This window comes from Pseudoalteromonas sp. AWM4_233 (genome assembly GCF_056158285.1).
Map to the genome: position 1 here is coordinate 174,147 of NZ_JBSWSZ010000113.1, position 15,308 is coordinate 189,454.

General features: G+C 42.3%; 11 protein-coding genes. 8 read left to right on the forward strand and 3 right to left on the reverse strand.

All coding sequences use genetic code 11. The annotated features are described in order from the left end of the window. Positions 1-68: 68 nt before the first annotated feature. From ACXAC4_RS22375 to ACXAC4_RS22385, 3 genes are all read right to left on the reverse strand, one after another. The gene (locus tag ACXAC4_RS22375; RefSeq protein ID WP_475165632.1) at positions 69-2,861 is read right to left on the reverse strand and encodes a methyl-accepting chemotaxis protein; all 2,793 of its coding nucleotides are present in this window, start codon (positions 2,859-2,861) and stop codon (positions 69-71) included. 129 nt (positions 2,862-2,990) lie between these two features. Further along, positions 2,991-4,088, reverse strand: a complete 1,098-nt coding sequence (locus tag ACXAC4_RS22380) for a PepSY-associated TM helix domain-containing protein (protein ID WP_475165635.1) — start codon at positions 4,086-4,088, stop codon at positions 2,991-2,993. A 69-nt stretch (positions 4,089-4,157) separates the two neighbouring features. Continuing rightward, on the reverse strand, positions 4,158-6,299 hold the full coding sequence (locus tag ACXAC4_RS22385) for a TonB-dependent siderophore receptor (protein ID WP_475165638.1): 2,142 nt from the start codon (positions 6,297-6,299) through the stop codon (positions 4,158-4,160). A 260-nt stretch (positions 6,300-6,559) separates the two neighbouring features. Between ACXAC4_RS22385 and ACXAC4_RS22390 the strand changes: the two genes are divergently transcribed. From ACXAC4_RS22390 to ACXAC4_RS22425, 8 genes are all read left to right on the forward strand, one after another. Then, positions 6,560-7,711: a phospholipase effector Tle1 domain-containing protein gene (locus ACXAC4_RS22390; protein ID WP_475165639.1), complete on the forward strand. Its 1,152-nt coding sequence runs from the start codon at positions 6,560-6,562 to the stop codon at positions 7,709-7,711. A gap of 61 nt (positions 7,712-7,772) precedes the next feature. Further along, positions 7,773-8,522 (forward strand): MBL fold metallo-hydrolase, encoded by a 750-nt coding sequence (locus ACXAC4_RS22395; RefSeq protein WP_475165641.1) that lies wholly within the window; start codon positions 7,773-7,775, stop codon positions 8,520-8,522. A gap of 110 nt (positions 8,523-8,632) precedes the next feature. Beyond that, complete coding sequence (locus ACXAC4_RS22400) at positions 8,633-9,103, forward strand: YHS domain-containing (seleno)protein (RefSeq protein WP_475167710.1); 471 nt, start codon at positions 8,633-8,635, stop codon at positions 9,101-9,103. 454 nt (positions 9,104-9,557) lie between these two features. Continuing rightward, complete coding sequence (locus tag ACXAC4_RS22405) at positions 9,558-9,908, forward strand: hypothetical protein (protein ID WP_475165643.1); 351 nt, start codon at positions 9,558-9,560, stop codon at positions 9,906-9,908. A gap of 69 nt (positions 9,909-9,977) precedes the next feature. After that, positions 9,978-10,586, forward strand: a complete 609-nt coding sequence (locus ACXAC4_RS22410) for a hypothetical protein (protein WP_475165645.1) — start codon at positions 9,978-9,980, stop codon at positions 10,584-10,586. Then, complete coding sequence (locus tag ACXAC4_RS22415) at positions 10,586-11,701, forward strand: efflux RND transporter periplasmic adaptor subunit (protein ID WP_475165647.1); 1,116 nt, start codon at positions 10,586-10,588, stop codon at positions 11,699-11,701. The genes ACXAC4_RS22410 and ACXAC4_RS22415 overlap by 1 nt, the downstream gene beginning before the upstream one ends. Positions 11,702-11,710: 9 nt before the next feature. Next, positions 11,711-14,818, forward strand: a complete 3,108-nt coding sequence (locus ACXAC4_RS22420) for an efflux RND transporter permease subunit (protein ID WP_475165648.1) — start codon at positions 11,711-11,713, stop codon at positions 14,816-14,818. Between the two features lie 70 nt (positions 14,819-14,888). Further along, the gene (locus tag ACXAC4_RS22425) at positions 14,889-15,263 is read left to right on the forward strand and encodes a hypothetical protein (RefSeq protein ID WP_475165651.1); all 375 of its coding nucleotides are present in this window, start codon (positions 14,889-14,891) and stop codon (positions 15,261-15,263) included. The last annotated feature ends 45 nt before the right edge of the window (positions 15,264-15,308 follow it).

Genomic DNA, 15,308 nt, shown 5'->3' on the forward strand with positions numbered 1-15,308 from the left:
ATAGGATCACGCCGCTTTCAATGAAATATCAAGTTTATTAAAAGTTAACTACTCTCTTCGCCTAACCGTCACTGTGTTTTAAAGAAGCTCAGATCTTTGTGCATATCTTGTGCTCGCTCGCTCATCTCTGTACTTGCTGCTGTCACTTCTTCTACTAAAGCGGCATTTTTCTGAGTCATTTCATCCATCTCAGACACCGCCGACGAGGCCTGCTGAATACCATTGAGCTGATTATTGCTGGCATCGGTGATCTCTTTAATCATAGACATCACTTCTCTGACCGAAGCGGTAATTTCATCGAGGGATTCACCAGAGCGGTTTACCAGTAGAGTACCCTCCTCAACTTTTCTGACCGAATCTTGGATCAAGGTACTAATTTCTTTGGCTGCAGAAGATGAGCGCTGGGCTAGATTTCGCACCTCTCCAGCAACCACCGCAAAACCGCGACCTTGCTCGCCAGCCCTTGCAGCTTCCACTGCGGCATTTAATGCTAATAAGTTGGTTTGGAAGGCTATTTCGTCAATCATACCAACGATGTCTGAAATACGTTTGCTCGAATCAGAGATTTCTCCCATCGCATCAATGGCGCCTTTGACAACTTCACGGCCACGTTCAGCCGCATCACTGGTTTGCTGCGCGTGTGTGTTAACGTTTTGGGCATTTTCAGCATTATTTTTCGCCGATGCCGTTAGCTCTTCCATCGTTGCAGCGGTTTCTTCTAAAGAAGAGGCTTGCGACTCGACTCGCGTACTTAAATCGGCATTGCCTGTTGAGATTTCTGATGCACCAGAGCTCACGTTATCAGCGAGATCTAAAATAGACACTAAGGTCGATTTGAGTTTTTCAATTGACGCATTGAGAGAATCTCTAACTAAATTGAGCTCTGGACCAAAGTCTCCTTCGACTCTTTGCAATAAGTCGCCTTGCTCTAAATAAGACAACACTTCAGCAATGGTATCTGTGCCTTGCTTACGCTGGGTTGCATCTTCACCATACATGACGATTTTGGTGATCTCACCCGCGGTATTAAAAATGGGGTTGAAAGACGCGTTGATCCAACGCGCCTCCCCAGACTCGGTTTGATGTTTAAAGTCACCGGTCACAAACTCACCGCTCGATAGCTTTTGGCTAAACTCTTGATACTCCGGTGATGAAATAAAGTCTGGGTGTAACAATGATTCTAAGCTCATACCGACCATATCTGTGGCCTGATGGCAGTTAAATACCGCCAAATAGTTTTCATTTACCTGCTCTAAAATACCTTGAGTAGAAAACTCAGCCACTGCATTTGCACGGCTAATCGCATCCAGCTTATAGGTAAACTCGAGCGCTTTCATTTTGGTCTCGGTGATATTCGCCTGAACTGAAATAAATTTAGTGAGTGTACCTTCGGCATCAAATACCGGATTAATCGCCAGCGAAATCCAATACGACCCACCGTCTTGGTCATAGTTTAAAATTTCATCATAAAAGGCTTCTTTTGCGTTCAATTTTTCGCGAATTCTTTTTACCGTATTTGCATCTGTGTCAGGACCTTGTAAGAAGTCACCAGGCTTTTTGCCCCTCACTTCTTCTAAGGTATAACCCGTTAATTTGGTAAAACCCGGATTAATATATTCAATCTTGCCTTCAGCATCGGTAATAACCACCGAGTTGTCGGTTTTATTCGCCACTAATGACAAGGTTTCGAAAGTAGTTCGCCTTGCGACTTCTTCAGTTACATCACGCACAAAGGCGGTGTAATGAATATCTCCATCTATCACCACTTTAGATAGTGCCAAACTGCCCCACACTTGCGACCCATCTTTTCTAAAAACAGGCACCTCACGGCTAGTGCCGACAATTTTATTCTGACCCGTTATGCGGTTTTTATTCACATAAGCATCATGATTTTGCTGAATATCCATCGGCACCAGCATCTTCACATTTTTACCTAACACTTCTTTGCGGTCATACCCCCAAAGTGCCTCAGCAGCGGCATTAAACTGCGTGACTATATTGTCTGGGTTAATTGAGACCACAGCATCAATGGCTTGCTCTAGCACTTGATTTAAATACTCTCGTTGTACTCTTTGTTCGGTCACATCACGTACAAACGCGGTGTATTGCATTTTACCGTCGCACTCAACACGACATAAGGATAAATTGCCCCACACCTTAGTGCCATCTTTACGAAAAATCTCAACTTCTCGGTTCGATCCAACTATTTTATCTTGTCGAGTCTGTCTATTGGCATTCACAAAGTTATCGTGATTAGCTTGTATGTTGGCAGGCACCAACATTTTAACGTTTTGTCCTATCACTTCTTGTCGTGAGTAACCCCAAAGCTGCTCAGCCGCTTTGTTGAATTGGATCACATTATTGTGTTCATCAATACTGACTATGGCATCTAATGCGTCTTCTAAAAGTTGTTTAATAAACTCACTTTGAAAACGCTCTTCGGTGATGTCTCTCAAAAAAGCGGTGTAATGAATTTCATCACCAATCGAAAATTTCGATAAAGACAGCTTACCCCAACGTTTTGACCCATCTTTACGGTTGATCTCTACATCTCTTGCAGAGCCTACAATTTTATTGATACCTGATGTTCTGTTTTTATTGACGAATTGGTCATGCTGAGGCTGTATACCTTTAGGCACCAACATTTTTACATTTTGGCCAATGACTTCTTCTCTTTGATAACCCCACAGAGCTTCTGCTGCCGCATTAAAAAAAGTCACTTGGTTATGTTGATTTATCGATACCACCGCATCTATGGCCTGCTCCAACACAGCTTGGTAATAACCTTGGTTTGTATTACTGCTATCTAAATTCGAGTCGTGATTACTCGAATTAAAAAGTTCCTTTAAGAAAGAGAGCATTCTTTTTTACCTTAAGCACTTACATTGCTTGTAAGTAAAGTACAAAAAACATACTCCCTCCAGCTTATTTCTGGTAAAGGTTTATTTAAACAAAAGAATCGCTTTTGCCTAAGAACACTTTTAAGGGTTTTAAACTAGCTGGGCTTTGACTGATGTTCGCTTCTTAGGTCTTCTTCTTTTTAACCACAAATAGCAGCCTGTAATAGCAAAGATAAGCGGCGTTAAACCAATTACACACCAAATAATTCGGCTAGTTAGACCTGCAAAATAGCCAAAGTGGAGCTTACGAAAGCTATCAACAGCGACTAAAAAGAACGGGGCTTCACGAATATCATAATTCGGCATACGCGCACCTGTTTGCTTATTAAAGGTGACCATAGAAGCATATTCGCTGGTGACAAAACTGGTGTTGCTTACTTCTCCGAAGAATGTGACTTGAAGTTCAGGCTCATATGGAAAAAGTAAATAAGTTGGCCTAAACCCACCCATTTGCTGAGTTGATTCAGCAACCATTTTATCGAGTGAAAGCTGGTGATTGTAGAGTCTTTCAGTGATCACATATTGATGTTCTTCAGCATGCTCAAGCTCATGATGAATGATCTCAGAAATATTCCAATATACCCCTGTGAAACCAATCACCAATAAAACAGGCGCTGACCAAATGCCAACTAATTTATGAATATCGCTAAATAATGCAATGCGCTTTACCTTCAGTCTCAGAGTAAAAAACTTTTTCCAAAACTGCCGATAAATAATTAGCCCGGAAATGCCCATAAAGAGCAAAATGAGTGATGCGACACCTGTGACCCATAGCCCGGTATCACCAATCAAAAACTTATAGTGCAAATCGAGCAGCCAGTCAGTTAAGTAATGATTGACCGCAACGGGCTCAGAGCGCACAACACCTTGGTATTGATCAAGATAGACTTTAAACCATTCACTCGTACCGTGCTTGAGCACATATACGCGATCTGCTGTTATACCATCATCAAAGACTTCCCAACTGCCAATTTCATAACCCTGAAGCAGGTTGTTGAGCTCAGCTCTTAACTCGTCATAACTTAGTCTGTTCCCTGTTTCGCCGGCAACAACTGCAAGTTCTGGCATTAACCAATGATCAAGTTCTTCTTTAAAAACTAAAATACTGCCTGTTAAAGAAATAATGATAAGAGGAATGGCGACGACTAATCCAAAATATCGATGCCATATATGGAGTGTTTTTTTCATTTTTGATTGCCCCTCATATGGTTATAAACCACAAAAGGCCGCATAAGCGGCCTTAAATTTTTTATAAACTTACAATGACCAATTTAAAGTCAATGCATAGTTACGAGGTGCACCATAGAAGCCTTGTGCCCAATATAGTGAGTTAATGTACTTCTCATCAAATACATTATTCGCATTGAAGGTCAGGTTAACTTGCTCGTTGATGTCGTAGCTTGCCATAAAATTCACAATCGCATAGGCGTCTTGCTTAGTGACAACTAAAGGTTGAGGGCTTTGTATGCGGCTGATCTCATCTTGCCAACGCATGTTCATACCAAAACTTAACCCTTCAATGGCTTCAACATCATGTTTAACAGCTAGCTTAAATACCTGCTTTGGTGTGTAATCTTTAACAAGTTGTGCTTCTACATTGCCAGCATTAAACGTGTCAGACACATCAATATCTGTATTGGTATAACCTAAGTTAGCACTGAAGCCATAACCAAGTTCACCACTTAGCTCTATTTCATAGCCTTTCGATTGAATACCCGGCGCCGCTTTGTGAACTGTTTTATCTGGTGTCGAGTTTGCCACATCTGCAACAGCGATGTTCACTTGCTCTGCGTTGAAGAACGCTATATTTAGCATAAGTCTGGCGTCAAATAGCTCAGCTTTTACACCCAACTCTTGAGTATCACCTTCAATTGGCGCTAACTGTAATCCATTAATATCCTTTTCAGTTTGTGGCGCAAAGGTTTCGCTGTGAGAAGAATACACATTAATATCGTCATTCACTGAATAAACTAAGCCAACATGGCCCGTTGTATCGCTCTCTTCACGACCCTTGTCATTACCATATGATAACCCTTGTGTTTCCCAGTTTGTGTACCTAAGACCACCAAGTAGCTTTAAATCATCAGTTAAAGAAAAACGCGCAGATACATATTGAGAACTTTGTTCACTGTGTACATCAGAACCTGGGGCTGCTGGGTTTACATCAACCAAAGTTGGCACCGGCGCAACACCATCCCACTCATTCATGTTAGGCATTGGCGGGAAGCCATTACCGGTTTGATAATCATATAAAGAGCGATCAAAGTAATACATATCGGCTTCGCTAGCCCCAAAAGCCACTAGGTGCTCTTGACCAAATAGCTCAAAGCTACCGCGCGCATACACATCAAATAAATTGACTCGGTCGCGTAGTTGATAATCGCTGGCATAACCCGTTAGACCTAAGCCTGTTTCTGAATCTGGTGTGCCGTAAACATAAAATAGATTTGAGTCTTGCTCGTTTTGCGTATGTGCGTAGCGTGCAATGACACTCCACTCGTCACCAATATATTGCTCAAGTTCAACAAATGCCTGCTTTGAGGTGTTATTCCAATACGCCCAGTCTGCTGCTGTTGAAGTAGAAACATCATAGTTTGTCGGCTGACCTTTGTTATCAAATAAAGCCAATGCGCCCCAAAGCGGGCTGTCAGCATCATTACTTTGATAGGTTAAACTGGTCGTTAAAGTCGTTGTATCTGTTAAAGCAAATTCAGTAATGCCATAAAATACTTCACGATCTACCGCATAACGGTCTAGGTAAGAGTCACGCTTTTGTTTTACCACAACTGCGCGGCTAGAAACCATATCATTAAAGCTGCCAGACACATCAGCTTCAACACGTTTATTTGACCATGAGCCTGCTGTTACTGACACATCAGCACGTAAATCGGCTGTTGGGCGTTTACGAATAAAGTTAACTGTTGCTGACGGGTTACCTGCACCTGTCATCATGCCGTTTGCACCCATCACAACTTCAATTCGCTGATAAATCGCAGTATCTAACGTGCCCTGAAGTGAGCCTCGCTCTTGCGGTAAGCCTAAGCCATCTACCTGAAAGTTCACTATATCGAAGCCACGTGCTTTGTAGTAAGTACGGTCTGTTTCTATCTTCTCTACTGAGACACCCGGTGTCGTTTCTAGTACTTGATTCACATCGTCTAATGAAAAGTCGTCCATCAGCGCACGCGTCACCACTCGCACAGATTGTGGTGTTTCTTTAATTGAAATACCTAGCTTAGTGGCTGTTTCTGCTTCAACTGCCAGATAGTTACTGTGCTTGTCACCTAATACTTGAATCTTCTCAATGTCTTTTTTGCCATCATCCGCAAAAGCGTGACCAGAAAGAATTGCTGAAGTAGCAACGAATAGAGCGCTTAACTTAAATACACGACTTGTCATAAGAGAGCCTAAATTGGTTATTATTGAATCGCGACGCAATATAATGCAAATGAGATTGATTTGCAAAATCAATTGCAAAAATAAGAACTATTTCAGCTATGGCTAAGCAAATGGTGCAATGAAAAAAGACAATTGATATAGTAATCAGCTACCTAGAGTAGCTATATCCATTCATAAAGTGTGGTTTACTCTATAAACTTAATTCAAAATAAAGCGCTTAAACGCCTTTATTGCTAAAAACACATCATCTAAGGAAGAGAATGAGTAGGCTGATCGTTTTTAATTTTGATGGCACAGGTAATGAGCCTGAAGATGCAAAACAATATGATGAACAAAAAGATGCCAGCATCAGTAATATCTTAAAGCTGCACTTTTTAATGGGTGGTAACCTACACCGTGATGGTGAGCTCTATGGTCTGTCAAATCGCAACAACATCGCACATTGCTTTTACTATCAAGGAGTGGGTACGTATGGCGGCTGGTTTAACCGCTTTATTAATCAAGGCTTAGCGTTTAATTCATGGGATGTGTCATACATTCTCAATAAAGCGAGAAATGACTTTTTAAACCACTATCGAACGGGTGACATCGTATTAATCACTGGGTTCTCTCGCGGCGCAGCTTTAGCAAGGCGATTTGTCTCTTTGATTGAGCATGCCATTAGCAATGACGACATGCCCCCTTTCATATTCTTATGTGTATTTGATACCGTTGCCAGCATCGGTCTGCCCGATTTAAGCACTCGCAAACGCCCTAAATTCTCAGTCGTTTTTGAGCATGGTCGCACCATTTCAAACCTAGTCAAACACGCCACTCATTTAGTCAGTCTTGATGAAAAGCGTAAAGCCTTTCAACCAACCTTGATGAACCATGATCCAAATAGGATCACAGAAATTTGGTTTGCTGGTGCCCATTCAGATGTTGGGGGCGGATATAAAATGGATGGCCTCGCTGATGTGGCACTTGGTTATGCCATTAATTGGCTCAAATATATGCAACAGTTGCATGGCTTACCGCACTTTACTTTAGACATCACGGATAGCGATTGTCTCAAAAAAGCTTGCCCCGATGCGCTTCAAGGCACCATCAGTCACGACGATTTATCTCTATCTCCTAATGCGTTAGGCCTCAACCATCAACAAACCCGCACTTTCTTTATTGATTGGCTAACTTTAGATGACAGAGTTTGTTGTGTGATGAAAGACAATAAAATCGACCCTAGCTTAACGCCTGTGGTGCACCACAGTGTCGCCAAAAGGGCAAGTCTAGACAACAATTACCAACCCAACTCACTTGAGCAAACTGAACACCATTTATGGCATGACTTTACTCGACCTTTGCAGACATTTTCATGTGTCACTGAACACTCTGAACAGAAAGAGCAAGATTATGCTGAATTAGATGAGCACTAAATTTTGCACAAAGTGGTCAGATGAGTTATAAAAATGCTTAGCGCATTGGGGAGCATCTTTCATGAAAATCCATCAAATAGAAGGTTATATACAAACAATTTATCTTGTTGAATATCACGATAAACTCATGTTACTTGATGGTTGCTGTCGTGCAGATCATGACATTGTACTGAGCTTTATAACGCAAAAACTCAATCGTGCCATTGACGATTTAAAAGTCATTCTCGTGACTCATATGCATCCTGATCATGCCGGTGGCGCACATAAACTTGCTAAAACCACAGGGGCAAAAATTGCTGCATGTAATGCACCAGGGCACTGGTATCGTGGCCTAGATGGCATGTTAATGCATTGGACTGATATGCTACTCGCGCTTTATGTTGCTGGTCGAAAAGGCAAGAAAAAACAAAATCTGTTTTACCCAAGAAAGTTGCAAGCCGACCATTTTCTCGCAGACGGCATGACCATACCTGGCTTTGATGACTGGCAAGTCATGCACATTCCCGGTCACACCGACCGCGACATTGCCGCTTATCATATTCCATCAGAACGTGTTTATGTGGCTGATTTAATGGTTAAAGTTAAAGGTAAATTAATACCACCGTTTCCACTGTTTTATCCGCGACGTTATCGCAACTCGTTATTAGCCATTAAATTACTTCAGCCCAAGTCTGTCATTTTAGCGCATGACGGCGAGTTAGATTTTGCCGATATAGACTTTGATGGTTTGATAGAGTCAGCGCCCACCACCCCAATGACGCATTGGCGCTCTGTAAAATATAAGTTTAAAAAAGCACTTAATATCCATTAGCACTCGGTTTAAACGATTCGGATTTTTCGACATATATTCTGGCAGTTTGGATATATCAGCAAATTTGCTCACTGGTTAAGCTATCAGCAACTTGAACACTTGGAGCAAATCTGATGGCTTTATTCACTTCTTTCAAAACAGCAATAGCCGTGGTTTTAATCGGTATTTCATCAATCGCCCATGCAGGTCACGATACTGAAACAGATCAAAATGGCGTTATTTTAGCGGGTCACGATGTAATTGGTTATTTCACAGAAGGTAAGCCTGTCCTTGGCAGTACAAAGTTCACTGCCGTATATAACGACGCAATTTACCGTTTCGCATCAGCTGAAAATAGAGACTTATTTAACACAAACCCAGCTAAGTACGCCCCTCAATATGGTGGCTTCTGCGCATACGGCATGACATTTGGTAAAAAATTCGACATCGACGGTAAGGCATTTGAAGTTGTTGACGGCAAGCTATATGTAAACAAAAACTTGGACGTTTATAAGGCTTGGGCTGAAAACGTACCTAAGCACATTCTTGAAGCTAATTCAGAATGGCCCGAGGTAGAAGAGGTCGACCCTAACAAACTTTAACCGCTAGGCGGCCAAAGTTTGTTTGTCAGGCTTAGGGCGTGTTGACCTTTGTTGTGTGTTTTTGCAGCTGTGAGTTGGATATTTAGGCAAGGCAGAGGCTGCGAAGCATAGTTATTCTATGTAAGTTAGCCGATAACGCCGAATAAATGTTCAACTCGCGCTGCTCGAAGAGTTCAACCAAAGGCTTCCACTACTTTGTCATTCGCCACTTACATAACCCATTATGCTGCGCAGCTCATTTCGCGTATCGAAAGCCTTTGATTTGAACAAAACTCATACCTCAAAGATAAACACGCCCTTATCTCAGGGAACTTAGCCTGACTTTTTTGTCTATTAGATTAGTTTTAGATTCACTCACTAATCAAAATACGAAGACATTTTTAATAATTAAAAATTGAGCTTGTGGAATTTCGATGTTAGCATCAGGCAAAATTTTTATTAATACATTCGCCTAATGCGTAAATTAACTCTTCTTATAATGATGCTTTGCATTCTGGGTACTCAGGTATTCGGAAGTATTGCGCATGGAGAAGAGCACCATACTCAAGGTGATGTTCACCAATTACTTCATGAAATAGGCCAGCCGCATAGTCATGATCATGACAACGAAAGCGAGTTTGAAATTTCATTTACTAAAGACGCCGTAAAACACATTAATCAAGACTTACATTGCTGTGCAACGGTCGCTCTAGATGCTTTCCCTTATTCCAAAGCCGAAATAAAACCAATGGGCTCAATTGTATCAATTAATAATAATTGGTCACCGCCCTTTATAAAACATACCACACCTCCCCCTAGGGCTTAATTCAAATTAACGTTTCGTAGTCGGTGACTTTTGTCGCTCGGCTAGTGTTTTTGTTTTTTTGGATTAATTATGTCTATTACATTTTATGCACTGCATCAAAAGCAGTTTAGTGCACGTTTTATCTTCGTTGTACTTGTGTTATCGCTTGCTTTTATCACTACAGCGATAGCCTCTCCTGGTGCCCATGGCCCAAATGGTGAACATTTAGATACTCGAACTAAAGTCACGGCTTCAACCAATCCGAAGTTTGAAAGTTTCACCGAAACCTTTGAATTGGCTGGTGAATTGCTTGAAAACCAACTGGTTATTTATCTCCATGATTTTAAAACCAACACCCCAATTGCTGATGCATCTATCGATTTAGAGCTTGGCGAAATGGCCTCAAGTGCTGAATTTTCAGCGCAGTTACAAGCCTATATTGTGACCGATCAAACCCTGCTTACTCAGCTAAAGCAAGCGGGGTTACATGAAATCGTCATGACCATTTTGACTGAAGAAAATGGTGATTTATTGGTGGCAAATTTAGAAAACCATCAAGCTGTTGAATCAACTGATGCACATGAAAATGCCGAACATGATGATCATCACCATGACTTCCCATGGCTGATTGTGTTGCTGTGTATTGGGGTATTTGTGATGGGTTTGTTTGCTGGTCGTTTGTCTAAGGAGCGTAAATAATGAAGCTTAAAAACGCGGTATTTTTATCACTGAGTTTATGCTCGCTGAGTTTATTTGCCTCACCTGGTGCACATGGCCCTAACGGTGAACACTTAGATCAAAAGTCAAACAAAGTTGAAGGTGCGCTTGGTAAACAAGCCGACGGCTCGGTCATTATGCCGATGAAGCACCAAGCTTTACTTAATATTCGCACCCAGTTTGTTACTGAGTCAGAAGTAAAAAAACATGTTCGTTTAGATGCCATTGTAAAACCGCACCCAGACGGTTACGCAAAAATTCAATCTAGCAGTGATGGTCGATTAGACGCCCCTGAAACTGGTGTTTATCCAACAGGTGCAAAAGTGAATGCAGGCGATGTGCTTGGCCTTATTCGTTATCAAGACACCGCCTATGAACTTGCCAGTCAAACCAGTGAATTAATCGCGATCCGCAATCGCATTGAGCAAACCAATCGCGATGTTGCGCGCTTAAAAAAGCTGGGGGATTTAGCCTCAAAACAAGCGTTAGAGCAGCTAGAAACTGAGCTTTTAAGCTTAAAACAACAGGCTCAAGCGCTGCAAAAAGGTCTTGAGAAACCAGAGGTGTTAATTGCACCTATCTCGGGTGTGCTCATTAACCACACAGTTTCACGCGGGCAATGGGTTGAAGCGGGTGAAGCCTTGTTTGAGATAATCGCGCCAAACCAATATCTCATTGAAGCAAGCACCAGTGATTTAGCGCTTACTCAGCAATTAACCTCAGCAAAAGTGATTGAGCAGCCAGCAATCTCACTTAACTATTTGGGCTTTTCACCTGAGCTTGTGAATGGCTTAGTGCATGTTAATTTTGAGTTGGCACAGGAACAATCTGAAAACAACTTATTTATCAATCAAAACATTAGCTTACAAGCGCCTATTAATGAAAAGCAACAAGGCATTGTGATCCCTGCGGATGCAGTTGTATTGAGTCAAAATAATTTGCCGCAAGTGTGGATAAAACTATCGGCAGAGCGTTTTTTACCTCAACTAATTCGCTATCAACATATTGAGCCAGGGCTTGTGTTAGTCACTGAAGGACTCGGTGCTGATAATCGCGTTGTGGTGACAGGTGCATCACTTATAAACCAAGTGAGATAGGCAGTATAAATGTTTAATTTATTAGTAAAAAGCAGCTTAAAAAACCGTTTGGTTGTGCTCTTGCTAGCCTTTGTCATGATGGCTTACGGAGTGTTGCAAGGGCAAAAACTGCCTGTGGATGTGTTTCCAAACCTTAATAAACCGGTTGTTACTGTGTTAACTGAAGCTGGTGGCATGGCCCCTGAAGAAGTTGAGCAACTGGTGACTTTTCCCCTTGAGAATCTACTCAATGGGGTGACTGGCGTTACGCGTATTCGTTCGACCTCAGGTATTGGTTTATCCATTGTTTACATTGAGTTTGAATGGGACACCGATATTTATCGCAATCGTCAGCTGGTCTCTGAGCGATTAGATTTAGCATCAGAGCAGCTACCGACTGGCATTACGTCTGTAATGGGGCCTGTGTCGTCGATTATGGGTGAGGTGATGTTGATTGCGCTGCCCATTGATGCTGAAGGTGATACTGATGCAATGGCCGCCCGTGAATACGCCGATTTTGTATTACGCCCACGACTATTAGCTATTCCTGGTGTGTCGCAAGTGATCCCAATTGGTGGTGAAGTGCGTCAACTACGTGTTGCACCCGATACAATGCGCATGCGCCAACTAAATGTGGATTTAGCGTCACTGCAAGCATCGCTCAATGACTTTGCTGCTAATTTCGGTGGTGGCTTTGTTGATTTAAATAATCAAGAGTATTTAATTCGCCATCAAGGCCGCACGCTCGATGTGGAACACCTTAAAAACTTGGCGGTTGGTTGGCATGATGGTCGTCCAGTGCTACTTTCTCAAGTTGCCTCTGTGAGTTATGCCGCAGCTGAAAAACGTGGTGATGGCGGCTTTAATGGCAAGCCAGCGGTGGTGATTAATGTGCAGAAACAACCCAATGCCGACACAGTGCAATTAACTGCGCAAATTGAATCAGCTTTAACTGAGCTCAATGCTGGTTTACCAAAAGGTATTGCCCAGCCACAAGTACTGTTTCGCCAAGCAGATTTTATCAAATCATCCATTGATAATGTGACAGAAGCGCTACGAGACGGTGCCATTATGGTCACGATCGTACTGTTTTTGTTTTTACTTTCAGCAAAAACAACGCTTATTTCATTGTTTGCTATTCCACTTTCTTTAGCAGTGACAGTATTGATTTTTCAATGGCTTGGTCAAAGCATTAACGTTATGACCTTAGGCGGTCTTGCAATTGCCATTGGTGAATTAGTGGATGACTCGGTGGTAGACGTTGAAAACATTCTAAGGCGCTTAAAACAAAACGCGCAATCGCAATCGCCGAAATCTGTTTTTGATGTGGTGTGGCAAGCCAGTGTGGAAGTGCGCTCAGGCATTGTTTACGCGACCGCGATTGTTATCTTGGTATTTTTACCACTGTTTGCGCTACCAGGCATTGAAGGACGATTGTTCTCGCCGTTAGGGCTTGCCTATATTGTTGCGATCCTAGGCTCACTCTTGGTATCGATGACGGTGACCCCTGTACTGTGTTACTACTTATTACCGAATGCCAAAGTGATCCACCAAGGCGATAGTTGGTTGGTAGTAAAATTAAAGCACTTACAAAGCCTTTGGATTGATTGGGCGTTGCCTAAGTCAAAACAGCTGATTGCGGTAACAAGTGTTGTAGCACTGCTTTCGGCGGCAAGTATTACGCAATTTCCACGAGCATTTTTACCCGCATTTAATGAAGGCTCGCTGGTGCTTGGTATTATTTTTGAGCCAGGTACCTCTCTAGAAGAGTCTAATAAAATGGGGCATTTAGCAGAGTCATTACTGCTGTCTGTGCCAGAAGTTACCCAAGTGGGAAGACGCACAGGGCGTGCTGAATTAGATGAACATGCTGAAGGTGTTCACTCGTCAGAGGTAGATGTCGACTTAACCCCGTCAGAACGAAGTCGCGATGAAGTGCTTGCTGAAATTCGTGACAAATTGTCTGTTTTGCCAGGGCAAGTTGCTATCGGTCAGCCAATTTCGCATAGACTCGACCACTTATTATCGGGTGTGCGTGCGCAGCTTGCGATTAAGTTGTTTGGTGATGATTTAGAGGGCTTACGCATCAGTGCTGAAAGTCTTCGTAAAAAGCTTGAAAGCGTTCCAGGCCTTGTCGATATCAACATTGAAAAACAAGTGCTTATTCCACAGTTAAGTGTGCGTTTGAAGTATGAAGACTTAGCTAAATATGGCTTAACACCGGGCTCAGCGCTGCGTCAATTAAACATGCTTACTGAGGGCACTAGCGTAACCGATGTGATTGATGGCGTAAAACGCTTTGAGTTGGTGCTTCGCTTAGAAGATCAAAACCGAACGCCTGCTGCCATTGCAAATACCTTAATTGATTCACCTGCGGGGGCAATTCCGGTTTCCTATATTGCTGATATTCAATTGCTTGATGGCCCGAATCAGGTGCTTCGTGAAAATGGACGCCGCCGTTTAGTGTTATATGCCAACAGTGAGAATGTCGATGTAAAAACGCTGCTTGCAGATATTCGCGAAATCGTGGCTGCACATGAGTTACCCGATGACAGTTTTATTAGTCTAGAAGGGCAATTTTTAGCGCAAGAACAAGCCATGCGTTTGCTCATTGTGCTGTCAGTTTTGTCATTTGCGTTAATCTTCTTAGTACTTTACCTGCGCTATCAATCCATGGTGTTTGCAACCATTATTATGTGTAGTTTACCTATGGCCTTAATTGGTGCCGTGATTGCGATGTGGTTAACCCATACTTCACTGTCGGTCGCCTCTGTGGTTGGGTTTATTACTTTAACGGGCATTGCTGCACGTAACGGCATTTTAAAAATCAGCCACTATCTAAACTTAATTCGCTTTGAGGGCGAAGTATTCGATAAGGCCTTGATTATTCGCGGAGCAAAAGAGCGTTTATCACCCGTACTGATGACTTCGATGGTAACAGCGTTCGCGTTAATACCTTTGTTATGGGCGGCTGATCAACCTGGTAAAGAGATATTACACCCTGTTGCAATTGTTATCTTTTCAGGCCTTATGAGCTCGACCTTGTTAGATACCTTGTTAACCCCTTTGCTGTACTGGAAATTTGGTAAAAAACCGACTGAAAAATGGCTGAGCAGCAACTCAACAGAGCTCATTTAATAACCTATTTCCCTTTGCGCATATGTGAAGGGAGCAACCTTTTTAATATCAACATAAAGAGAAATAAAACATGAAAAACACATTTATTACATTAATTTTCGTAACGCTTAGCGCCCTGTTCTTCGCACCAAATGCATCAGCACATGGTGATACAAAACCCCTTCATGGTGGCGTAGTGAAAGTTGAACACGAAATGGTGTTTGAACTTGTTCGCGAAGAGTCAGGTGCAAGCTTATACCTTCGTGACCATGGTAAGCCTTACCCAACGGCAAAAGTAACAGGTGACATTACAGTACTTGCAAAGGGTAAGAAATCAGATGTTGAACTGACTACGGCTGGCGGTAACAAAATGTCAGCTAATATTGTTATTCCTGAGGGTGCAAAAGTATTAGTTAAAGTAAAAGAAGATGGTCACCACAGTGTGACAGTTCGCTTTACTTTCTAATGAGTAATTTGAATACCCTAGATTAGGCTAGGGTATTCATTTTTT

What these genes read in the sequence shown, in the direction of transcription:
- ACXAC4_RS22380 (WP_475165635.1), bottom strand. Translation starts at nt 4,088, where the DNA reads ATGAAAAAAACACTCCATATATGGCATCGATATTTTGGATTAGTCGTC.
- ACXAC4_RS22395 (WP_475165641.1), top strand. Translation starts at nt 7,773, where the DNA reads ATGAAAATCCATCAAATAGAAGGTTATATACAAACAATTTATCTTGTT.
- ACXAC4_RS22385 (WP_475165638.1), bottom strand. Translation starts at nt 6,299, where the DNA reads ATGACAAGTCGTGTATTTAAGTTAAGCGCTCTATTCGTTGCTACTTCA.
- ACXAC4_RS22390 (WP_475165639.1), top strand. Translation starts at nt 6,560, where the DNA reads ATGAGTAGGCTGATCGTTTTTAATTTTGATGGCACAGGTAATGAGCCT.
- ACXAC4_RS22415 (WP_475165647.1), top strand. Translation starts at nt 10,586, where the DNA reads ATGAAGCTTAAAAACGCGGTATTTTTATCACTGAGTTTATGCTCGCTG.
- ACXAC4_RS22425 (WP_475165651.1), top strand. Translation starts at nt 14,889, where the DNA reads ATGAAAAACACATTTATTACATTAATTTTCGTAACGCTTAGCGCCCTG.
- ACXAC4_RS22410 (WP_475165645.1), top strand. Translation starts at nt 9,978, where the DNA reads ATGTCTATTACATTTTATGCACTGCATCAAAAGCAGTTTAGTGCACGT.
- ACXAC4_RS22420 (WP_475165648.1), top strand. Translation starts at nt 11,711, where the DNA reads ATGTTTAATTTATTAGTAAAAAGCAGCTTAAAAAACCGTTTGGTTGTG.
- ACXAC4_RS22375 (WP_475165632.1), bottom strand. Translation starts at nt 2,861, where the DNA reads ATGCTCTCTTTCTTAAAGGAACTTTTTAATTCGAGTAATCACGACTCG.
- ACXAC4_RS22405 (WP_475165643.1), top strand. Translation starts at nt 9,558, where the DNA reads ATGCGTAAATTAACTCTTCTTATAATGATGCTTTGCATTCTGGGTACT.